Source organism: Mycobacterium paraterrae (assembly GCF_022430545.2).
Classification (GTDB): domain Bacteria; phylum Actinomycetota; class Actinomycetes; order Mycobacteriales; family Mycobacteriaceae; genus Mycobacterium; species Mycobacterium paraterrae.
On sequence record NZ_CP092488.2, the window covers coordinates 4,359,651 to 4,381,824 of the forward strand.

Here is a 22,174-nt window from a genome sequence, read left to right on the forward strand (position 1 = left end):
CGACGGCACCTGGTTCGTTTCAGAAGTATGCAATTCGCCTTCTTTCTATACGCGACGCGCTAATTCTTTGCGCGCGCTACCGGTCCAGTTCCAAAAGGGCAACGGCATGCCGCCGTTTCAGCGAAATTCCAATGGCCAGATCAGTATCACGTGGCACACCGTGTCGCAAACGAAACGCGTAAAAAACGTCCGCGGTTGACCGAAACACGGTGGCAACAAAGAGAAGGAAAGTTGTCATTTTATGGTTACATGAAAAAATCCGAGAACCGGAATCGGGGCACCTCGAAGGGCCGGTAATCGTGCTCAAAGCAGCCATTTGCCCCCCATTTGGCAATAGCAGAACGCGCTACAGCGGTCGGATTGGGAGCACGCACTCGCTCCCGGGATGCCTGCCGGCCCCTATGTCGGCGAAATTTCCGTCATGGTCCCCAGCATGTTGCTTTTACGCATGTCAGAGGGCCTTCGGGTCGTGAGAAAGCTATTAGACACTTATCCAGCGCCGTTGTCTAGGGTTCGCATCGATATCTCATCGTCGTGTCGCGACGCGGTCCAGTCAACTCGGGGGGCCCTTCTTCATCGGCGTCTTAAGCGATTCTCAGCGACTGTTCAGAAGGCCATACGTGAGGTGCAGATTTTAAACAGCTTGCCGCATTTATACGGTTGCCTCATCGGCCCGGTTGAGGTACGTACGGCATCATGATCGATCTTGATACTTGCGGACCAAGAAATGCCGGTTTTGTGCACGCCGGGTTTGATTGACTCGTCAGTCAGTTAAATATACGGTCCGACTGACGTATCAATCAGTAAATCGCCGCAGCATATTGACATGGCAATCAGTAATTCGTAGCGTCATTGCGATGCGGACGAGGGTGGCGGAAATGCTGGACACCGAGTTTCCGCTTTTGGCGTTCAGCCACTGCCGCGACGTCGTGGCCGCGGTTACCAACGCCGGTGGTTTCGGGGTCCTCGGCGCTGTCGCGCACAGTCCTGAGCGGTTGGACAGCGAACTGACGTGGATTGACCAGCAGACGGCCGGTAAACCGTATGGGGTCGATCTGCTGCTGCCCCCCAAATATGTGGGACAGGAACGTGGCGGCATCGATGGCGACCAGGTCCGCGAGCTGTTACCCCAGGAACACCAAGAGTTTGTCAGTGAGTTGTTAATCCGTTACGGGATAACAGTTTCCAACGATGACCAACGTCGGGCGCAGGGTCGGCTCAATATCTCGCCGAAAGGCTACGAACCGCTGCTCGACGTCGCCTTCGGGCATCGCATCCGCCTGATCGCCAACGCGCTCGGGCCGGCGCCCGCGGATTTGATCACTCGCGCCCACGATCACGGCGTACTCGTCGCCTCGCTCGCGGGCAGCACGCAACACGCGCGGCGGCACGCTGAGTCCGGCGTCGATCTGATCGTGGCCCAGGGCACCGAGGCCGGCGGCCATACCGGTGACGTGTCGACGATGGTCCTGGTTCCCGAAGTGGTGGATGCGGTAGCACCGATTCCCGTACTTGCGGCGGGCGGAATCGCTCGGGGGCGGCAGATCGCTGCCGCGCTCGCATTGGGAGCCGAAGGTGTGTGGTGCGGTTCGGTCTGGCTCACCACCGAGGAGGCAGAGACGCCGACGGTTGTTCGGGATAAATTCCTCGCCGCCACGTCGTCGGACACCGTGCGGTCCCGCTCGTTGACCGGCAAGCCGGCACGGATGCTGCGCACCGCGTGGACCGACGAGTGGGAGCGCAGCGACAATCCGGACCCGCTGCCGATGCCGCTGCAGACGGCACTGGTCGGTGACGCCCAACTGCGCATCAATGTCGCTGCTGCTCAACCTGATTCGAAAGCTCACGAGCTGGCTACCTATTTCGTCGGCCAGGTCGTGGGGTGGATGGACAAAGTGCGGCCGGCGAAGGCTGTGGTGCTGGACATGATCGCGGAATTCATTGATGTCGTCGAACTTCTCAAGGGGGTCGTTGCATAGTGGGCGAGAGCGGAGGCACCCGCAGGCGGCGGGCGGTCAGCAAAGAAGACAAGACAAAGCGGCGCGACGAGATCATGGCTGCAGCCAAGATCGTGTTCGCGCGCAACGGGTTTCATGCCACGACGATCTCGCAGATCGCCAAGGAGGCGGGATTGGCTTACGGATCGGTCTACTGGTATTTCGATTCGAAGGACGAGCTTTTCCATGCGCTGATGGCCGCAGAAGGAGACGCCCTGCGCGCCCACATCGCGGCAGCGATAGCTGCGGCCGGCGACCGTCCGGATCGGAATTGGGAGCCTTTGCGGATCACCGTGCAGGCGGTACTCGAGTTCTTCGAGGCCGATAAGGCAGTCACGAAACTGCTGCTGCGGGACGCCTCAGGGCTCGGTGATCAGTTCGAGCGACACCTCGGGAGCATCTACGAGCGCTTCATCGACGACATCGAGAAGCACATGATCGTGGCCCAGGAGTTGGGAACGGTGATCAGCGCTCCGCCGCGCATGCTCGCTTTCAGCCTGGCGGCCCTGATCGGTCAGCTGGCACATCGCCGCCTCACCACCGACGACGGGGTCAGCGCAGCCGACGTCTCGGAGATGGTCGTCTCGTTCGCCCTGAACGGCCTTCGTCCCCGGGAGGGCCAGACCTGCCGAATCACGGATCCATAACGGCTGGTCAACACGCCCGGCATGGTGGTTTGACCCGGGCCGGATGTTCGTGCATCATCGACACGGTAAGCACCTCGTTAGGTGAGGCGTCTACACGGATACAGGCCACTGACCCCGAACGTCGAGAGACGCCCAGGGTCAGGACAGCTCCTCCCGGCTTAAGGGTTGAGCCCAAGTGGCTTCCGGAATCTTCCGGATACGGCGTGTAGTGCCGAAACTCTGACGAGTGGGGTGCGGACATCCCGACGATGTTCGGGTTGCCTATCCCTGCTTGCGCGTAATTGGCGCGGTATGCCCGCGCATGGTGCGACCGTGAGGAGGTGAGGGACAGATGAGTTCCAGTTCTAGTCCGGATCGATATCCGGGCTTCGTTTCGTCCCGATCCGGCCCGCGGCGCATTGCCTTTTAGCTGAGCGTCTTTCGCTTTCCCGGCAGCCCGCCTGCTCCACGCCGTTTCGGACGGACACCGAATGCCATTGTGCCCGTTTGATTTTCTGCGTAGGAGGCGATCATGACCGCTGTTCTGTACGACGAGGTAGTAGCGGCGACGTCCGCGCCTCGGCTCACGCTGGTGCCGGACCCGGCGCCCGCGGCAACCGCCCCGAAGCGGCGCGAGCCGCGCATCGGCGGTGGCGACCCGCTGGTCGACGGTGCCGCTCGGCTGCTGTGCGTTCCGCTGCGCCAGCTTTACGCCGCGCTGTGGCGTGCCGGCGTCATTGAAGTCGGCGGCTGACAGGTGTCCCGCGCTTCCGGTACCGATGCTATTAAGGCGTCGGCACCGGGAGCGCTGCATCACTGCTGAGTCGTGATGTAGGACGACAACCCGATCTGATATGCGCCCAGGCTGTGCCGCCAGCCAATCTGCACCGCGCCACCACTATCGATGTCGATGGGCGCACCAACGTGCACGTATGGCGTCGGAGGTAGATAAGGCACGATGTCGAGGAAGTTGACTACGCGGTAACAACTTTCGATGAGCGCGTTGAATTTCGCCGCGAAATCGTCCAGTCCCGCGCGCGGACCCGCGAAAGTGATCAGTCGAGGCTCGATGGTGTTCGGAGGCATGTTGCGCGCGACGTCGGGGGCCGCGAGAACGGCGAGCGCCGCGCCGAGGCTGTGCCCGGTGACCAGGATCTGATCGCAGCCGGTCGTCGCGCTCGCCAGATTCGCGGCGATGTCGGCTCGCACCAGTTGGTAGACCTCCTGGAAGCCGGAATGCACCTGGCCGAACCCGTCGATCGGACGGTAGTCGTCGGGTATGGCATCGATGTCGGCGACCCACTCCGCAACGTCTGATGTGCCGCGAAACGAGACGAACGCGGTGCGACTGGCGGTGTTGTGTCCCATCAACCCGAAGATGTTGGTGTCCTTGATCATTGCCGCGACCGCGGGGTGCGGGTCGGCCAGCGCGGTGAGAACGACAGCGTCGGCCCGGATCACGCTGGTCTGGGTGTAGCCGACCGGAAGAGTGGCGGGGCTGCCGTCCATCACGGTGTATGCGGCCTGCGCCAACGGCAGCGCCACGTCGCGCGCAAACACGGGATCGAACGCCACCACCGGAGTTTAGCGATCCCGGGCCTGTCTTGAGGCGAGTTGAGCCAGATGTAGGCTGACGTGCGGAATCAGCGAAGATTGCGAACCCTGCTGCAGCAGAGTCGAACTCAGGAGATGTGTCGATGCCAGAACCGCACCCGCTGGACCGCGCGATCGAGCTTCGGGTGGTCGACCACGATGTGGTGCGGGGTCAGACGCAGCCTGAGTGGGCGAACATGGTGGGACCCTTCGGCGGCGTCACCGCCGCGGCCATTCTGCACGCGATCGACATTCACCCTGATCGGCTCGGTGGGCCCATCGCGTTGACGGTGAACTTCGCCGCCCCCATCGCCGACGGCCATTTCGAGATCACCCGTCGTGCGCCGCGCACTAACCGGACAAATCAGCATTGGATCGTCGAACTCAGCCAAGAGGGCGAGGTCAAGACGACCGCAACAGCCGTGTTCGGTAATCACCGTGACACCTTTTCCGACACCGAAGCGTCGATGCCGGTGGTGCCCGGGCCCGACGAGATTCCGCGCACCGCGCACACCAACCTGCCGACCTGGGTTCAGATGTATGACATGCGCTTTGCCAACGGTTCGTTTTCCGGCGGCGAGATCGAGATCGGCCCGTCCTCGGCGTCGACCCTGTGGGTGCGTGACGTTGCGCAGCGCGAGCTGGACTTCGCGGCATTGACCGCGTTGTCGGACATCTTCTTTCCGCGGATCTTCCTGCGCCGCGGCGTCGTCCCGGCCGGCACCATCTCGATGACGACCTACTTTCATGTCGACGGCGGGCAGCTTGCGGCCCTGGGTGGCGACTTCATCCTCGGAGCCGCGCACGGTAACCGCTTCGATCGTGGGTTCTTCGACCAGAGCGCGCAGCTATGGAGCCGGGACGGTGCGCTGTTGGCCACCTCGTATCAGATCGTGTACTTCAAGGGCTGAGTCACTGGGCCGCGGTCGTCCGCTTTGCGGCATTCCGTAGAATTGGCGCATCGGCGTCGATCCGGCCATCACCGGGGAGCCTTCGGAAGAACAGTCCGCACCAGCACTGATGCGGTCCCAGTAGACCCGGACGGGTCGGCCCGTCACAGCCGAGCAACGAGCGGCCACGCCCCGGTGTGGCAAGCGGGGTGGTACCGCGGCGCCTGCGCACCAGCGCACCGTCGTCCCCGTGCCAGCTAGCGGCACATGGAGACGACACGTAGTGACCGAGAACACCTATCCGAAGCCGGCCGGCGGCGCTCCGGACCTTCCGGCGCTGGAGCTCGAGGTCCTCGACTACTGGGCCAACGACGACACGTTCCGGGCCAGCATCGCCCACCGCGCCGACGCACCCGAATACGTCTTCTACGACGGGCCGCCGTTCGCCAACGGACTGCCGCACTACGGCCACCTGCTCACCGGTTATGTGAAAGACATCGTGCCGCGCTACCGCACCATGCGCGGCTTCAAGGTCGAACGCCGCTTCGGTTGGGACACCCACGGCCTGCCTGCCGAACTGGAGGTGGAGCGCCAGCTCGGCATCACCGACAAGTCTCAGATCGACGCGATGGGCATCGCCGCGTTCAACGACGCCTGCCGCGAATCGGTACTGCGCTACACCGACGAATGGCGCGCCTACGTCACCCGGCAGGCACGCTGGGTCGACTTCGACAACGATTACAAGACGCTCGATCTGCCGTACATGGAGTCGGTGATCTGGGCGTTCAAGCAGCTATGGGACAAGGGTCTGGCCTACGAGGGCTACCGGGTGCTGCCGTACTGCTGGCGCGACGAGACCCCGCTGTCCAACCATGAGCTGCGGATGGACGACGACGTCTACCAGAGCCGGCAGGACCCGGCCCTCACCGTCGGATTCGCCATCACCACAGGCGATCTCGTCGGTGCGCACCTGTTGGTGTGGACCACGACGCCCTGGACCCTGCCGTCGAACCAGGCGGTGGCGGTCAACCCCGACGTCAGCTACGTCCACGTGCAGGCAGGCGAACACCGTGTAATCCTTGCCGAGCCGCGACTGGCGGCCTACGCACGGGAATTCGGCGAAGAGCCGGAAATATTAGGCACGTACCGCGGCAGCGATTTGGTCGGCACCCGGTATCGTCCGCCCTTCCCGTACTTCATGGACAGCGAAGGCGCTTTCCAGGTCCTCGGAGCCGACTTCGTGACCACCGAAGACGGTACCGGGATCGTCCACCTCGCCCCGGCCTACGGTGAGGACGACAAGGCAACCGCTGACGAGGTCGGCATCGTGCCGGTGACACCGGTCGACGCCAAAGGCCGATTCGACTCCACCGTGCCGGACTACCAGGGCCAGCATGTTTTCGACGCCAACCCGTTGATCATCCGCGACCTGAAGAACCGCACCGGCCCGGCGGCCGCCAACGGCGCGGTGCTGATTCGCCAGGAGACCTACGACCATCCCTATCCGCATTGTTGGCGGTGCCGCAATCCGCTGATCTACCGGGCGGTGTCGTCGTGGTTCATCAAGGTCACCGAGTTCCGCGACCGCATGGTCGAACTGAATCAGCAGATCACCTGGTACCCCGAGCACGTGAAGGACGGCCAATTCGGAAAGTGGCTGCAGGGCGCGCGTGACTGGTCGATCTCACGAAACCGCTACTGGGGCACCCCGATTCCGGTGTGGGTCTCCGACGATCCAGCCCACCCTCGGATCGACGTGTACGGCAGCCTCGACGAGTTGGAGCGCGACTTCGGGACCCGTCCGGACAATCTGCACCGGCCCTACATCGACGAGCTGACCCGGCCCAACCCGGACGACCCGTCGGGGCGGTCGACCATGCGGCGCATCCCAGACGTATTCGACGTGTGGTTCGACTCCGGCTCGATGCCTTACGCCCAGGTGCACTACCCGTTCGAGAATCGCGACTGGTTCGACACCCACTATCCCGGTGATTTCATCGTCGAATACATCGGGCAGACCCGTGGCTGGTTCTACACCCTGCACGTGCTGGCCACCGCGCTGTTCGACCGGCCCGCGTTCAAAACCTGTGTGGCACACGGCATCGTGCTGGGTAGCGATGGCCAGAAGATGAGCAAGTCGCTACGCAACTATCCCGACGTCAGCGAGGTCTTCGATCGCGACGGCTCCGACGCCATGCGCTGGTTTTTGATGGCGTCACCGATCCTGCGTGGCGGCAATCTGATCGTCACCGAGCAAGGCATCCGCGACGGTGTGCGACAGGTCCTGCTGCCGTTCTGGAACGCCTACAGCTTCCTGGCCCTGTACGCACCGAAAGTTGGTACCTGGCACGTCGATTCGACGAACGTGCTGGATCGCTACATCCTGGCGAAGCTGGCGGTGCTGCGCGACGAGCTGACGGCGTCGCTGGACGGCTGCGATATCTCCGGTGCCTGCGAGCAGCTGCGTCAGTTCACCGAGGCGTTGACGAACTGGTATGTACGGCGGTCGCGTTCGCGGTTCTGGGAAGAGGACCCCGACGCCATCGACACCCTGCACACGGTGCTCGAGGTGACGGCCCGGCTGGCGGCGCCGCTGCTGCCGATGACGACCGAGATCATCTGGCGTGGCGTCACCGGCGAACGCTCGGTACACCTGTCCGACTGGCCGCAGGCCGACCTGCTGCCCGCGGACACCGCATTGGTCGAGGCGATGGACCAGGTGCGCGAGGTCTGTTCGGTGGCGTCGTCGCTGCGCAAGGCCAAGAAGCTGCGAGTGCGGCTGCCGTTACCGAAACTGACTGTGGCGGTGGAGAATCCGGAACGACTGTCGGCGTTCACCGACTTGATCGCCGACGAGCTCAACGTCAAGGCGGTCGAGCTGACCGACGACATCGCCGCTTACGGTCGTTTCGAGCTGACCGTCAACGCCAAGGTTGCCGGCCCGCGACTGGGCAAGGACGTGCAGGCCGCGATCAAGGCCGTCAAGGCAGGGGAGGGAGTCGTCAATCCCGACGGAACGTTGACGGCTGGTCCCGCGGTATTGCGGCCCGACGAGTACAGCTCGCGATTGGTCGCCGCGGATCCGGAGTACACCGCACCGTTGCCCGGCGGTGCCGGCCTGGTGGTCCTGGACGCGACGCTGACGCCCGAACTCGAGGCCGAGGGCTGGGCCAAGGACCGCATTCGCGAACTGCAGGAGCTGCGCAAGTCGGCCGGCCTCGAGGTGTCCGACCGGATCAGTGTGGTGATGTCGGTGCCGGCCGAGCGCACCGACTGGGCCGCCACTCACCGCGACCTGATCGCCGGCGAAATCTTGGCTACCAGCTTCGAATTCGGCGACCCGGCCGACGGCGCCGAGATCGGCGACGGGGTTCGGGTAGCGCTCGTCAAGGCGTGACGCCGAAAGTGCGACTGCCGACGCATTTCTCGAGTGAAGGCGTCGGTAGTTGCACTTTCGCGGCGGCGGGGTGTGGCTCGGCGGACTGTGGATAGCAGTAATGGTGATCGCCTCGGCCTGTCTACCTTCTGTACGCGAAAGTGCTTCCACGAAGACGTCGTTCGACTAGACGCGTCGGTGGTTGCACTCTCGGGAAGGCATCATGGCATCACCGTTTGTGGGAACCGATGCGTTACGCGCCGGGACTTTGACCGAGCATGAGCTCCGGTTGTCTTGCACGCGGGTCTACCGCAATGTCTACCTCCGTCGCGGAACGGAACTCAGCGCGGAAGGCCGCGCTCGCGCCGCTTGGCTCTGGTCGGGCGGGCACGCTGTCATCGCGGGCAACTCGGCGGCCGCGCTGCTCGGTGCCAAGTGGGTCGACGCGAGCGCACCCGCCGAGCTCATCTGCGGGCGGAAACGCCCGCCGCCGCTGATCATCACCCGCAACGAGACGCTGCTCGCCGCCGAGATCATCGCGGTTGCGAACGTACCGGTGACGTCACCTGCACGGACCGCATTCGACCTCGGCCGGCGCCCAGGGTTAGAGACGGCGGTCATCCGTATCGATGCACTGGCTCGGGCCACGGGCGTGACAGCCGCCGAGGCACTGGCGGTCGCCGAGCTGCATCGCGGTGTTCGCGGTCTTCGGCAACTGCGCCAGGTCCTGCCACTGGTCGATGCCGGCGCGGAGTCGCCGCAGGAGAGCCGGACACGGTTGCTCATGGTTGCCGCTGGTCTGCCGCGGCCGCAGACTCAGATCGAGGTGGTCACTGATTGGGGTGGGGTGCTGGCCCGCATCGACATGGGATGGCCAGAGGTCAAGGTCGGGATCGAATATGACGGGGCACAGCATTGGACTGATTCCCGAATTCGGACCAATGACATCGACCGTGCAGCGGAGTTGCAGCGCCGAGGCTGGATTCTGATTCGGGTGAGCGCGGATCTGCTGCGCTACCGTCCGGATGTCGTGATCGCGCGCGTGCGTGAAGCATTGCGGTCACGCGGGTTACTGGTGTGACGTCGCGAGAGTGCAACTGCCGTCGGCCTACTCGGAAAACGTGTCGGCAGTGGCACTTTGGCGGCAGTCTGGGAGGCTGGTGAGCGTGGATTCGCGCTGGGTGCTGCATCTCGACATGGACGCGTTCTTCGCGTCGGTCGAGCAACTCACCCGTCCGACCCTGCAAGGCCGGCCGGTGCTGGTCGGCGGATTGGGTGGACGGGGTGTGGTGGCCGGTGCCAGCTACGAGTCACGAGTGTTCGGCGCGCGATCGGCGATGCCGATGCATCAGGCGCGTCGGCTGATCGGTGTGACGGCTGTCGTGCTGCCGCCGCGCGGTGCCGTATACAGCGTGGCCAGCCGCCGGGTGTTTCACACCGTTCGCGGCATGGTGCCGGTGCTGGAACAGTTGTCGTTCGACGAAGCGTTCGGCGAGCCTGCCGAGTTGGCCGGCGCGACCGCCGCTGAGGTCGAGGAATTCTGCGCGCAGTTGCGGCGGCGGGTACGCGAGGAAACCGGGTTGATCGCCTCGGTGGGTGCCGGCTCGGGTAAGCAGATCGCCAAGATCGCCTCCGGCCTGGCCAAGCCGGATGGCATCGAAGTGGTTCGCAGGGCCGACGAGCGCAGGCTGCTCGACGGCCTCGCGGTGCGCAAGCTGTGGGGGATAGGGCCTGTCGCCGAGGAGAAGCTGCACCGGCTGGGCATCGAGACGATCGGTCAACTCGCCGCGTTGAGTGACGCCGAGGTGGCCAATATCCTCGGCGCAACGATCGGACCGGCCCTACATCGGCTGGCCCGCGGTATCGACGACCGCCCGGTCGCTGAACGGGCAGTGGCCAAACAGATCAGCGCCGAGTCCACCTTTGCGGTCGACCTGACCACACTCGAGGAGTTGTTCGACGCGATCGCCCCGATCGCCGAGCACGCCCATCAACGGCTGTGCCGCGACGGCCGCGGCGCGCGGACCGTCACAGTCAAGTTGAAGAAGTCGGACATGAGCACGTTGACTCGCTCCGCGACGCTGCCGTACGCCACCACCGACGCCGCAGCGCTGTCGGCGACCGCCCGCAGGCTGTTGCTCGACCCTCGTCAGATCGGCCCGATCCGCCTTCTCGGCGTTGGCTTTTCGGGTCTGACCAGTGTTCGCCAGGACTCGCTGTTCCCGGATCTGGAGCTGACCATGACAGACACCGGACCCGGCGACGACAGCGCGCCGACCGAACGGGACGCGGTCGCGCCCGCAGCACCCGACACCACCGGGTGGCGGATCGGTGACGACGTTGTCCACCGCGAGTTCGGCCACGGCTGGGTGCAGGGTGCCGGCCACGGTGTCGTCACTGTGCGCTTCGAAAGCCGCGCCACGGGCCCGGGGCCGGCGCGGACATTCGCCTCCGACACCGACGACATCGTGCGGGCGAATCCCCTCGACAGCCTCGACTGGCCGGAGTACCTCGAGGCCATCGCCGAAGCGGCGACCTCAGAGCACCCGGTCGACGACGTCGCGCAGGGGTAGCTCCGCTGCCAGGGCGGCCATGGTCAGCACCCTGGCCTGGCTCGGCGGCAGAGACACCATCACCGCGCCGGCCTCGACCAGGTCGCGGCCTGGCCCGTAGCCCGGGCTGACTCTGCCGCCGACAACCCGGGTCGACACCGCGACCGTAATTCCTGCGCCGCAGTGCCGGCGCACCCCATCGATGACCGCCTCGGGAACGTTTCCCGAACCCAAAGCCTCCAACACGATGCCCCGAGCCCCCGCAGCCACGAACGCGTCGACGGCGACAGCGTCACTGCCGGCATGGGTCGCGACGATGTCGACCCGAGGGGCGCCCGCCGCGGACAGGTCACCGATGAATCGACGAATCTTACTGTGCGACAGAGAAAACCCACCGTGGACGCTGCCGAGGATCGTGCCCGCGAAGCAGATTCCGCCGGCGACCTTGTGCAGACCTGCGGGCCTCAAAACCTGGCCGGCGAAACAGACCAGCACACCGAGGTCACGGGCGGCAGGTGCCGCGGCCAGGGTCACCGCGTCGCGCAGATTCGCGGGGCCGTCTGCGTCAGGTGCATCGGCGCCGCGCATCGCGCCCGTGATCACCAATGGGGCAGCACCGCCATAAGTGAGGTCTAGCCACAACGCCGTCTCCTCGAGGGTGTCAGTGCCGTGCGTCACGACCACGCCGAGTGCGCCATCGTCGGCCGCCGACCCCGCCGCCGCGCGAATCGCGTCCCAGTCGGCCGGGCCCAGTTGCGAGCTGTCCTTCGCCATCACGTCGACGACGTCCACGTCGAGGCCGGCGGCAAGGTCGGCGCCGCCGCGGGTCGGCCGCTGGACCCCGTCGGCGGCGCTGCTGGCAATGGTCCCGCCGGTGGCGATGACGGTCACGCGGCTCATCCTTCAGATCATCCCGCATGCCGCACTGATCACCCGCGCGGCGGGTCGTGGCCGCTAGCGGCACTAGTGGATGATGGGGGCGTGACTGACCAACCAACGGGATCGGCGGATCCGGCGACCCCGGTGTCTCCGGCCGCATCGGCCCCGGACGCCGACGCCGTTCCGCGGCGCCGGCAGCCGCTGTTGCTGTCGGTGGCAGCGGTGGTGCTGGCACTGGACATCGTCACAAAAGTGCTGGCAGTCAAGCTGTTGACACCCGGGCAGCCGGTACCGATTATCGGCGACACGGTGACCTGGACGCTGGTGCGCAACTCCGGCGCCGCGTTCTCGATGGCTACCGGCTACACGTGGATGCTGACGCTGATCGCCAGTGCGGTCGTGGTCGGAATCATCTGGATGGGACGCCGGTTGGTATCGACCTGGTGGGCGATCGGCCTCGGGATGATCCTGGGCGGCGCGATGGGAAACCTGGTCGACCGGTTCTTCCGGTCCCCAGGGCCCCTGCGTGGGCACGTGGTCGACTTCCTGTCGATCGGCTGGTGGCCGGTATTCAACGTCGCCGACCCGTCGGTGGTAGGTGGGGCGATCTTGCTGGTCACCCTGTCGGCGCTCGGGTTCGATTTCGACACCGTCGGCCGCCGCGAACCGACCGACGAGGATGCCGAGCAGCGGCGTAGCAGTCCAGCCGGTGAGGACGCGGCCGAGGAGCCGTCTAAAGGCGTCGACGGGCCTCAATGACTGATCGCTCGATGCCGGTGCCGGAAGGCCTCGCGGGCATGCGGGTCGACGCCGGGGTGGCGCGGCTGCTCGGGGTGTCACGCACCGTCGCCGCCACGTTGGCCGAAGAGGGCGGCGTCGAATTGGATGGGCAGGCCGCCGGCAAATCAGATCGGCTGACCGCGGGAGCCTGGCTGCAAGTCCGCATTCCCGACCCGCCGGCGCCGATTGAGAACACGCCGGTCGACATCGAGGGCATGACGATCCTGTATTCAGACGACGACATCGTCGTGGTCGACAAGCCGGCGGGTGTCGCCGCGCACGCATCGGTCGGCTGGACCGGTCCCACGGTGCTCGGCGGGCTGGCCGCGGCCGGTTACCGCATCACCACCTCGGGCGTGCACGAGCGGCAGGGCATCGTGCATCGCCTCGACGTAGGCACCTCCGGGGTCATGGTGGTTGCGATTTCCGAGCGGGCCTACACGCTTCTCAAGCGGGCGTTCAAGCAGCGCACGGTTGACAAGCGCTATCACGCTCTGGTGCAAGGACATCCGGATCCGTCCAGCGGAACCATCGATGCGCCGATCGGGCGTCACCGTGGCCACGATTGGAAATTCGCGGTCACCTCCGACGGTCGGCACAGCGTTACCCACTACGACACCGTCGAGGCGTTCGTGGCCGCAAGTCTGCTCGATGTTCACCTTGAAACTGGCAGGACTCACCAGATTCGGGTGCACTTCGCGGCGCTGCACCACCCGTGCTGCGGCGACCTGACCTATGGCGCCAATCCAAAGCTGGCGGAAAAGCTTGGGTTGGAACGGCAATGGCTGCATGCTCGGTCGTTGTCGTTCATCCATCCGGGCGACGGACGCCAGGTCGAATTCGTCAGCCCGTACCCGGCTGATCTCCAGCACGCACTCGACGTGCTCCGGGCCGAGCACTGAGCCGACTCACTGTTGGTGCTGCCGTCATGCGCCGACGTATTCGCGCGGAGTGGTGCCGAATCGACCTCGGAACTCCTTGATGAAATGCGATGCGCTCGAATAGCCCACCCGTCCGGCGATGTCAGTGACGGCGAGTCGCCCGTCGATGACGAGTTCGCGGGCCCGATTCAGCCGGACTTCCTTGACGTATTGATACGGCGACGAACCCGTCACGTCACGAAAAGCGCGACTGAAGGCCGACGAGCTGAGTCCTACCTGCGCCGCCAGCGCCGCTACAGTGATCGGCTCGGCCCAATGCGCGTTGATGTAAGACAGCGCCGCACCCACGGGGTTACCCGCGGATTGGCGGTTCGCGAAAAGCAGCATGCGGGCGAATTGCTCGCGTTGCAGGACCCGGTAAATCAGCTCGCGAACATACAAGGGAGCCAACACTTCGCGATCCACCGAGTCGGTCAAGGAGCCCAGGAAGCGCAGCGTGGAGCCGATCACCTCGTCGTCGAGGCTGGAAACGACACAGCGTTCAGCAACTCCGCGTATCCACGCCGCCTCGATTCCGTGTCGCTCCGGCATCTTCCGTGAGATGTCACGGACGGTGGCTGGCGCTACCTCCAGAACTAGGCACAGACAGGGACGGGTCGGCGAGGCGTCGAGTATTTCGCTCTCGAACCGCAATTCGCCGTTGATGATCAGATAGTGCGACTGATCGTAGATGTGGCGACGGCCCTTCTCGAGCACGGCTTTTCGACCTTGAGCCACGATCCCGATGGAAAGCCCGCTGACGTCTTCCCACTCGGGTTTGGTGGGTTGGTCGAATCGGTACGTGGTCAGCCCTGGCCAACGTCCGGTGTTGGGACCGAGTCTCGGTGCAAACGCTGTCATCCGCGCCACCAGTTCGCTCGACATAGCTGGCACGTCTGCACCTCCTGGGGCGAAACTATCGGACTCCACCCGACCGTCGGCTGCAGTTCTACGCGATTATCGAGCAGGATTCTCATACCGCGGATCTCGACACTCTGGTTCGCTGTCCCTGTGGCATTCGCACGAGACGGCCTGCACCTGCACCTCGTGCTCGAACAGAGGAGAAGCCCATGACGATGCGGGCAGCGCGCATGCACGGATACAACCAGCCGCTCGAGATAGAGGACGTCCCGGTGCCCGAGACCGGACGCGGCGAAGTGCTCGTCAAGGTCGCCGCAACGGGCATGTGCCGCAGCGACTATCAGCTCGTCGACGGATATTTCAAGGACGGTCTGCCGGTCGAATTCCCCTTCATCCCCGGTCACGAAGTGGCGGGTACCGTCGCCGACATCGGCGATGGTTTACCAGAAACCGCCCAGATCTCTGAAGGTGATCTCGTCGTGATCGATCCGAATTGGGGCGACGGTACGTGCCGGATGTGTCACGAAGGAAACCAACAGCTGTGTGCCAACGGTCAACTAGTCGGGTTCGGGCCCAACGGCGGCTTCGCCGAATACATGGTGGCTCCCTATCAGCACGTCATCCCGATCAAGGATCAGCCCGATGTGCGCCCGGAGTATCTTGCGCCGCTGACCGACGCGGGGCTCACTCCGTACCGCGGGATCAAGAAGTTGCGGGACACCGGCAGGCTTGGTGCGGGCCGCACCGTCGTGATCAATGGCATCGGGGGACTGGGCTCTTACGCCGTTCAGTACGCCCGGCTTCTCGGCGGCGGTGCCACCGTCGTCGGCTTCGCCCGCAGCGACGACAAACTCCGGTTAGCAACCGAACATGGTGCCCATTACACCGTCAACGTCCGAGACAAGTCCGCGGCGGAGGTCCGAAGCGAACTCGAAGAGTTGACCGGGCGGCCCGCGGTGGACGCCGTACTCGACTGCGCCGGCTCACCGGAGTCGCTCGGGCTGGCCGCCGCGCTGCTCGACACCGAGGGCGTACTGGGTCAGGTCGGTCTCATGGGTCAGCGCGTGGAGCTGCCGCTATTTCCGTTCGTCAGCGGCGAGAAGTCGTACTTCGGCTCGTTCTGGGGCAATTACAACGACCTGCGCGAGGTGCTGACGCTCGCCGGTCAGGGACTCATCAAACACCACGTGACGACGGTCAAGCTGGAAAACATCAACGACACCCTGCAAGCCTTGGGCGAGGGCGAGGTCGTCGGAAGGGCAGTGGTCCTCTTGGACTGAACGGCAGCACGTCAGTTCGGCTTGCGGGCTTCGACGAGCAGTCGCGTCGAGTGCGCGACGAATGCCCCGTCGGCTTCGATGCGCTCATGCATGTCCCGCAGCCGTTCGCGGTAGCGCTCGACGGTGAAGTCGGGGACCGTCCAGATCACCTTGCGCAAGAAGTAGATCACCGCGCCGACGTCGAAGAACTCGGCACGCATCCGTTCGAGCCGCATTTGCAGGACCTCGAGGCCCGCGGCTTGCGCCTGCGACGTCTGCGTATCCGGTTCTAATTCAGCCCATTTAGCGGGTTGCGGACCCAGGAAGAATTCGAACAATTCGCGCATCGTCGCGGGTCCGATCTGTTGGGCCAGATATTCGCCCCCGGGGCGCAGCACCCGCGCAATCTCCGCCCAGCGCACTACCGTCGCGTGCCGACTGGTCACAAGGTCGAAAGCCTCGTCGGCAAACGGCAACCACGGCTCGTCCCGGGTGGCCACCACTACCACCCCGCGCGGATGCAGCCGCGCCGTGGCCAACGCCAAGTTCGGCGGCCACGACTCGGTGGCGACCATCGTCGGCGGGAAGACCTCCGCTCCGGCCAGCACCTCGCCGCCGCCGGTATCGATGTCCAACGCGGCTGTCACGCCGGCCAATCGCCGGCTCATCAGTCGCTGGTAACCCCACGACGGGCGCTCTTCGGTGGCGCGACCGTCGAGCCACGAGAAGTCCCAGCCATCGACCGGTGCTGCGGCGGCTTCGGAAACCAACTCGTCAAACGTCTGGCCCATGGGGGCATTGTCGCAGCCGGACCTCTCAAATACCGGCGGTCGCGTGGTCCGATGCGATATCTGCGGCGAGTGGGGAGATTGCCCTGATGATCTCGTCGACGGTCGTGGGAGGCACTCCTGCGGCGAGCAACGCGTCCGTCAAATGCCCTGCCACCAAGGCGAAGTGGGACATCTTGATCCCACGGCCCTGGTGGACCTGCTTCATCGGCGCACCGGTATACGGGTCGGGGCCACCCAGCGCGGCGGCGAAGAACTCGACCTGCTTGCCCTTGAGCCTGTTCATGTTCGACCCGGTGAAGAAGCCCGACAACTGGTCGTCGCCCAGGACTCGGGCGTAGAAGTCGTCGACCACGACCTCGATCGCCTCGTACCCACCGATCCGGTCGTAGATGGTGCGCGGGTCGGCCGACGCGGGTGTTGTGCGCCGACGGAAAACCGAAAGCATTCCCATGCCCGAGACGTTGTCATGGCATCGTTGCCCAACCATTGAGTCGCTGTCACGCCGCGGTGCCTGGTGGTAAACGCGAGTTCACAACGACCCGGCGCGGACGGTGAGCAATCGAACATGGTGCGGATTTGCAACTCGGCATCCGTTCAGCGACGCTGGTATGCACGCAAAGACCTAGCTCACCTGGCACTTCTCCCGGCTCACAGTGCCGCCTGCCAAGACGTGAGGGCGAATTCATCGCGGCGACATGGCGGGCATCGAGGCAGCAACATCGCCCTCATATGTTCGTCGAGTAACACAGTGGAACGGGCGGGAACATTGGCTGAGCAATCGGACGTAGGCGGCGGCGCTGCCGAGTCGGAGGCTGCATCGCTGACCGGCTTCACCGTGGCGATCACCGCGTCGCGGCGGGTGGACGAATTCACCGCGATGCTGCGCCGTCGCGGTGCCGAGGTGGTGGCCGCCGCGGCGATCAGCATGGTCCCGCTCGCCGACGACGTCCGACTGCGTGCCGCCACCCACGACGTGATCGATGCGCCGCCGGACGTCCTGATCGCGACCACCGGAATCGGTTTTCGCGGCTGGGTCGAGGCGGCGGAAGGCTGGGGATTCGCCGAAGAGTTGCTGGCAGCGCTCGGCAAAGCCAGAGTGATCTCGCGTGGACCGAAAGCCACCGGTGCGCTGCGAGCGGCCGGGCTGCGCGAGGAATGGTCACCGGTCTCCGAGTCTTCCGAAGAGGTGCTCGCCCATCTGACCGTCGACGACCTCGACGGCAAGCGTGTCGCGGTGCAACTGCACGGCGCCACCGACGAGTGGGACCCGGTGCCCGGATTCATCGACACCCTCGTCGAACGCGGCGCCACCGTGGTGGCGGTGCCGGTGTATCGGTGGGAGCCGCCAGAACAACTCGGTCCGCTGGACGCTCTGATCGAGAAGGTCGCTCTCGGCGGCGTCGACGCGATCACCTTCACCTCCGCGCCCGCCGTGGCCTCGTTCCTGATGCGCGCCGACGATCTGCGGCTCACCGAGGCCGTGCGGCGGGCAATGAAGGCAACGGTTACCCCCTTCTGTGTGGGCCCGGTGACCGCGCGACCGTTGTGCAACGCCGGTGTGCCGTCGGTGCAGCCCGACCGGATGCGTCTGGGTGCGTTGGCCCGGGCGGTCGCCGACGAATTGCCGCGTCAGAAACCCGATTTGGTGGTGGCCGGGCACACCCTGGGTGTGCGGGCGAGCTGCGCCGTCGTCGACGGTGTCGTGCGGGACTTGTCGCCCAATTCGCTGGTCCTGCTGAAGATGCTGGCGGCCGCTCCGGGCGCGGTGGTATCGCGCGATGTGATGCTCGAGGCGCTCGGTGGTGACGACCCACACGTGGTGGAGGCCGCGGTCGCGAGACTACGGTCGGCGATCGGCGTCAAAGAGTTGATCGCTACCGCGGTCAAGCGCGGCTATCGGCTCGCGGTGGATTTCATGCCCGACGAGGCGGAATCCGTGCGATGACGACCCTGTTGGTGGCCCACGGTACTCGAAATCCTCTGGGCGTCAGGATGATCGGTGATCTTGCGGCGGCGGTAGCCGATGTCTTGGACGAGCCGGTGCGGGTGGGTTTCGTCGACGTGCTCGGCCCGACCCCGGCCGAGGTGTTGAGCACCATGCGCGACGAGCCGACGGTTGTCGTGCCGGCGTTCCTTTCCAGCGGAATGCATGTGCGTGTCGATGTCCCACGCTACGTTGCCGAGTCCGGACATGAGCGCGTCACCGTCACATCCCCGCTCGGGCCGTCACCGGAGCTGGCTCGCGCGCTGCTGTGCAGACTCGTCGGCGCCGGCTGGCAGCGTGACGACCACGTGGTGCTGGTGGCCGCAGGCACCCGCGACCTACGGGGTCACGGGGAGTTGCGCTATACCGCGGCCGCGCTGTCGGCGCTGGTCGGTTCCCGGGTGTCCATCGCCTTCGCTGCGCCCACCCGTGACGGGTCAGGCTATCCGTCGGTGTCCGAGGTGGTGGCCAGAGCCCGGCAATCGGGCGCTCGACGGATCGCGTTGTCGTCATACCTGTTGGCGGACGGGCTTTTTCACAGCCGTCTCTACGACGCGGGCGCTGACGTGGTGGCCGCACCGCTGGGTTTGCATGCCGCGGTGATCCGGCTGGTATGCCGGCGGCGACGGGAAGCGGTGCTGACCGCGCCGGCGCTGGTGGGTGTGACGAGCTAGGCCGAGATACCGATTCGCCGGTAGCCGAACCGGATGTCGGGCGAGTTGGCCACCCATACCGTGCCGTCCACACCGACTCTGGTCGCGTAGACAGGGACGGACACGCCTTCGACGTCCAGGCAGCGGCCGTCGATCAGGCTGAAAGCCTGCTTCTTGAGCGGTGATTGGACAACCGGGAACCCGCCGCGGTCGCCGACGATCCCTCGGGACAGTACCGCGGCCCGGCCGATTGGATCGATGTTGCCGACCGCTCGAATGCTGTTGTCGGCCAGCAAGAACAACGCGACCTGGGCGTCATCGGGCAGCAGCACCGCGACACCGCGCATCGGTTGCAGCCGCGCTACCGGACAGGCGGCGGTCCAGTTCTCCTGCCAGCGACTGAGATCGAAGGACGTCCGAGCCATATCAGCGGTTCCTCACGGTAGGGGTGCCGATCAGGACGGGAACCTTACGCCCGTTCTTCTCGGTGAATTCGACGGTGGGATCGGGTGCGCCGGGTGCGTTGACGAAGGATACGAACCGGGACAGCTTGTCGGGGTCGTCGAGGACGGCTTTCCATTCACACACGTAGCCGTCCACATGGCGGTCCATTGCGGCCTCGAAATCGGCTGCCAGACCGAGGGAGTCTTCGATGATCACCTCGTGCAGGTGCTCAAGCCCACCGTCTAGCTCCTCGAGCCACGGCGCGGTGCGCTGCAACCGGTTCGCGGTGCGGATGTAGTACATCAGGAAGCGGTCGATGTAGCGCACCAGCGTCTCGTCATCAAGGTCGGAGGCCAGCAGCTGCGCATGTTTGGGTGTCATGCCGCCGTTGCCGCCGACGTAAAGGTTCCAACCGGATTCGGTGGCGATCACGCCGACGTCTTTGCCGCGCGCCTCGGCGCATTCGCGTGCGCAACCGGACACACCCATCTTGATCTTGTGCGGCGCGCGCAGACCGCGATACCGCAACTCCAGGTCGATGGCCATCTGGACGGAGTCCTGCTGTCCGTAACGGCACCAGTCGGTGCCGACGCAACTCTTGACGGTGCGCAGCGACTTGCCGTAGGCGTGCCCCGATTCCATGCCGCCCTCGACGAGTCGCAACCAGATCTGGGGGAGCTGGTCGACGGTGGCGCCGAACATGTCGATGCGTTGACCGCCAGTGATTTTCGTGTAGAGGCCGAAGTCGCGCGCAATCTCCCCGATCAGGATCAACTGCTCGGGGGTGATGTCGCCGCCGGGAACCCTCGGCACCACCGAGTAGGTGCCGTTGCGTTGCAGGTTGGCCAAGAAGTGGTCGTTGGTGTCCTGCAGTGACGCCTGTTCGCCGTCAAGGATGTGCTCCGAGCTGGTCGAGGCGAGGATCGACGCGATCGCCGGTTTGCAGATGTCGCAGCCGGTTCCGACGCCGTACCGCTCGATGAGGCCGGAGAAACTGCGCAGGCCGCTGGCTTGAACGATCTCGAATAATTCCGTGCGGGACTGAGAGAAGTGTTCGCACAACGCTTTCGAGACCTCAACGCCCTCGGCGGCCAGCAGCTGCGAGAGCAGCGGCACACACGATCCGCATGACGTGCCCGCGGTGGTGCAGGCCTTGAGGTCGGCCACCGTGCAGGCGCCGTCGGCGATGGCCGAGCACAGGCCCGCCTTGGTGACGTTGTTGCATGAGCAGATCTGCGCGTCGTCCGGAAGCGCACCGACACCGATCGCGGATCCGCCGTTGCCCGCCGGTGCGATGAGCGCGACGGGGTCGCCGGGAAGTTGCGAGCCGACCAAGGGGCGCAGCACACCGTAATTCGAGGCGTCGCCGACCAGGACGCCGCCAAGCAGGGTTTGGGCGTCATCGGACAGCACGAGCTTGGCGTAGCTGCCGCCGATCGGATCGGACACCACGACTTCCAGGGCACCGGGCGTGGTGGCCAGGGCGTCGCCGAAGCTCGCGACGTCGACGCCGAGCAGCTTGAGCTTCGTGGACAGGTCGGCACCCGGGAATCGGGCGTCGCCATCGAGCAGTCGGTCGGCCACGACCTCCGCGCTCGCGTAGCCCGGCCCGACCAGGCCATAACAGCGGCCCTCGACCGCGGCCACCTCACCGATCGCGTAGATTGCGGGATCGCTTGTCACGCAGGCTAAGTCGCAGGTCACACCGCCGCGCTCGCCGATGTCGAGGCCGGCCGCCCTCGCGAGTTCGTCGCGAGGGCGCACTCCGGCCGAGAACACCAGCAGCGCGGCGTCGATCACTTCGTCGTTGCTCAGCGTCACCCGCAACCGGTTGGCCCCGTCGTCAATCGGCTCGATGGCCGATGTGCCCGCACCGACGGTGACGCCGATGCCGAGTTCGCGCACAGAACGGAGCAGATGCTCACCGCCGGCCTGGTCGACTTGCAGCGGCATCAGCCGGGGCGCGAATTCGACGACGTGTGGCCGCATTCCGAGTAGCCGCAGGGCGTTGGCCGCTTCGAGGCCCAGCAGCCCACCGCCGACTACGATGCCGACCGCCCCGGGGTCACGGGCCAGCGCGGCCTCCGCGCCGACGCGGATCGCGTCGAGGTCGTCCAACGTGCGGTACACGTGACAGCCGGGGGAGTCCTTTCCCGGCACCGGGGGGACGAACGGGTAAGACCCGGTGGCCAGCACCACTGCGTCGTAGGCCAGCTCAGAGCCGTCCGCGACGATCACGCGCCGGGCGGTCCGGTCGATGGCGGTGACCGGGCTGCCCAACCGAAGCTCGACGAGCGGATCACCGGCGTAGTCGTTTCCGGCGAGCGCGAGCAGTGAGCGGTCCCAGGCGCCGACGTAGGTCGAGAGGCCTACCCGGTCGTACGCCGCGTCGGCCTCCTCGCCGAACACCACGACGCGCCAGGCGCCGTCGGTGTCGCGGGTCCGCAGGGCCTCGACGAAGCGGTGGCCGACCATCCCGTGCCCGATAACCGCCACGGTGCGTTGACCCACTCCGGCGCTCCTCTCACGCATTGGTAGAACCGACGCTAGAAGCCGCGTATTGCGGGCG

19 protein-coding genes and 1 riboswitch are annotated in these 22,174 nt (G+C 65.5%); of the genes, 12 read left to right on the top strand and 7 right to left on the bottom strand.

Annotation, left to right across the window (positions count from 1 at the left end):
* The first annotated feature begins 857 nt into the window (after positions 1 to 857).
* From MKK62_RS21130 to MKK62_RS21140, 3 genes are all read left to right on the top strand, one after another.
* Entirely contained in the window at positions 858 to 1,979 is a 1,122-nt protein-coding gene (locus MKK62_RS21130) for an NAD(P)H-dependent flavin oxidoreductase (RefSeq protein ID WP_240258008.1), read from the top strand.
* A complete protein-coding gene (locus MKK62_RS21135) occupies positions 1,979 to 2,644 on the top strand; it encodes a TetR/AcrR family transcriptional regulator (protein WP_240258007.1) in 666 nt (221 codons plus the stop codon). Before MKK62_RS21130 ends, MKK62_RS21135 begins: the two co-directional genes overlap by 1 nt.
* Positions 2,645 to 2,710: 66 nt before the next feature.
* Positions 2,711 to 2,882, top strand: a riboswitch (M-box (ykoK) riboswitch).
* Positions 2,883 to 3,155: 273 nt separating this feature from the next.
* Positions 3,156 to 3,377 (top strand): Rv1535 family protein, encoded by a 222-nt coding sequence (locus MKK62_RS21140; protein ID WP_240258006.1) that lies wholly within the window; start codon positions 3,156 to 3,158, stop codon positions 3,375 to 3,377.
* A gap of 59 nt (positions 3,378 to 3,436) precedes the next feature.
* Here MKK62_RS21140 and MKK62_RS21145 read toward each other — a convergent pair whose 3' ends face one another.
* The gene (locus MKK62_RS21145) at positions 3,437 to 4,198 is read right to left on the bottom strand and encodes a lipase family protein (protein WP_240258005.1); all 762 of its coding nucleotides are present in this window, start codon (positions 4,196 to 4,198) and stop codon (positions 3,437 to 3,439) included.
* Between the two features lie 122 nt (positions 4,199 to 4,320).
* Between MKK62_RS21145 and MKK62_RS21150 the strand changes: the two genes are divergently transcribed.
* The 4 genes from MKK62_RS21150 to MKK62_RS21165 all read left to right on the top strand — a co-directional run bounded on the left by MKK62_RS21150 (position 4,321) and on the right by MKK62_RS21165 (position 11,055).
* On the top strand, positions 4,321 to 5,127 hold the full coding sequence (locus MKK62_RS21150; protein ID WP_240258004.1) for an acyl-CoA thioesterase: 807 nt from the start codon (positions 4,321 to 4,323) through the stop codon (positions 5,125 to 5,127).
* A 262-nt stretch (positions 5,128 to 5,389) separates the two neighbouring features.
* Positions 5,390 to 8,503, top strand: coding sequence for an isoleucine--tRNA ligase (gene ileS, locus MKK62_RS21155; RefSeq protein ID WP_240258003.1), 3,114 nt, complete (start codon positions 5,390 to 5,392; stop codon positions 8,501 to 8,503).
* Between the two features lie 202 nt (positions 8,504 to 8,705).
* The gene (locus MKK62_RS21160; protein WP_240258002.1) at positions 8,706 to 9,563 is read left to right on the top strand and encodes an endonuclease domain-containing protein; all 858 of its coding nucleotides are present in this window, start codon (positions 8,706 to 8,708) and stop codon (positions 9,561 to 9,563) included.
* Between the two features lie 85 nt (positions 9,564 to 9,648).
* Positions 9,649 to 11,055 carry a DNA polymerase IV gene (locus tag MKK62_RS21165; protein ID WP_491562394.1) on the top strand — a complete coding sequence of 469 codons (1,407 nt, stop codon included), beginning with the start codon at positions 9,649 to 9,651 and terminating at the stop codon, positions 11,053 to 11,055.
* Here MKK62_RS21165 and MKK62_RS21170 read toward each other — a convergent pair.
* Positions 11,020 to 11,934, bottom strand: a complete 915-nt coding sequence (locus MKK62_RS21170; RefSeq protein ID WP_240258001.1) for an asparaginase — start codon at positions 11,932 to 11,934, stop codon at positions 11,020 to 11,022. The two genes, MKK62_RS21165 and MKK62_RS21170, sit on opposite strands and share 36 nt — an antisense overlap.
* A gap of 81 nt (positions 11,935 to 12,015) precedes the next feature.
* Here MKK62_RS21170 and lspA point away from each other — a divergent pair, with 81 nt between their 5' ends.
* Positions 12,016 to 12,672, top strand: coding sequence for a signal peptidase II (gene lspA, locus MKK62_RS21175; RefSeq protein ID WP_240258000.1), 657 nt, complete (start codon positions 12,016 to 12,018; stop codon positions 12,670 to 12,672).
* Positions 12,669 to 13,595, top strand: a complete 927-nt coding sequence (locus MKK62_RS21180) for an RluA family pseudouridine synthase (protein WP_240257999.1) — start codon at positions 12,669 to 12,671, stop codon at positions 13,593 to 13,595. The genes lspA and MKK62_RS21180 overlap by 4 nt, the downstream gene beginning before the upstream one ends.
* 24 nt (positions 13,596 to 13,619) lie before the next feature.
* On the opposite strand, the gene MKK62_RS21185 is transcribed toward MKK62_RS21180, so the two are convergent.
* Complete coding sequence (locus MKK62_RS21185) at positions 13,620 to 14,498, bottom strand: AraC family transcriptional regulator (protein ID WP_240264014.1); 879 nt, start codon at positions 14,496 to 14,498, stop codon at positions 13,620 to 13,622.
* A 185-nt stretch (positions 14,499 to 14,683) separates the two neighbouring features.
* Between MKK62_RS21185 and MKK62_RS21190 the strand changes: the two genes are divergently transcribed.
* Entirely contained in the window at positions 14,684 to 15,754 is a 1,071-nt protein-coding gene (locus tag MKK62_RS21190; RefSeq protein WP_240257998.1) for an NAD(P)-dependent alcohol dehydrogenase, read from the top strand.
* 11 nt (positions 15,755 to 15,765) lie between these two features.
* Here MKK62_RS21190 and MKK62_RS21195 read toward each other — a convergent pair whose 3' ends face one another.
* The gene (locus MKK62_RS21195) at positions 15,766 to 16,524 is read right to left on the bottom strand and encodes a class I SAM-dependent methyltransferase (RefSeq protein WP_240257997.1); all 759 of its coding nucleotides are present in this window, start codon (positions 16,522 to 16,524) and stop codon (positions 15,766 to 15,768) included.
* Between the two features lie 25 nt (positions 16,525 to 16,549).
* The gene (locus tag MKK62_RS21200) at positions 16,550 to 16,975 is read right to left on the bottom strand and encodes a group I truncated hemoglobin (RefSeq protein ID WP_240257996.1); all 426 of its coding nucleotides are present in this window, start codon (positions 16,973 to 16,975) and stop codon (positions 16,550 to 16,552) included.
* A gap of 315 nt (positions 16,976 to 17,290) precedes the next feature.
* Between MKK62_RS21200 and MKK62_RS21205 the strand changes: the two genes are divergently transcribed.
* Both MKK62_RS21205 and MKK62_RS21210 read left to right on the top strand, forming a co-directional pair.
* Positions 17,291 to 18,469: a uroporphyrinogen-III synthase gene (locus tag MKK62_RS21205; protein WP_240257995.1), complete on the top strand. Its 1,179-nt coding sequence runs from the start codon at positions 17,291 to 17,293 to the stop codon at positions 18,467 to 18,469.
* The gene (locus tag MKK62_RS21210) at positions 18,466 to 19,182 is read left to right on the top strand and encodes a sirohydrochlorin chelatase (protein ID WP_240257994.1); all 717 of its coding nucleotides are present in this window, start codon (positions 18,466 to 18,468) and stop codon (positions 19,180 to 19,182) included. Before MKK62_RS21205 ends, MKK62_RS21210 begins: the two co-directional genes overlap by 4 nt.
* Here the strand turns inward: MKK62_RS21210 and nirD are convergent.
* Positions 19,179 to 19,586 carry a nitrite reductase small subunit NirD gene (gene nirD / locus MKK62_RS21215; RefSeq protein ID WP_240257993.1) on the bottom strand — a complete coding sequence of 136 codons (408 nt, stop codon included), beginning with the start codon at positions 19,584 to 19,586 and terminating at the stop codon, positions 19,179 to 19,181. The two genes, MKK62_RS21210 and nirD, sit on opposite strands and share 4 nt — an antisense overlap.
* 1 nt (position 19,587) lies before the next feature.
* Positions 19,588 to 22,137, bottom strand: coding sequence for a nitrite reductase large subunit NirB (nirB, locus tag MKK62_RS21220; RefSeq protein ID WP_434084976.1), 2,550 nt, complete (start codon positions 22,135 to 22,137; stop codon positions 19,588 to 19,590).
* Positions 22,138 to 22,174: the final 37 nt, after the last annotated feature.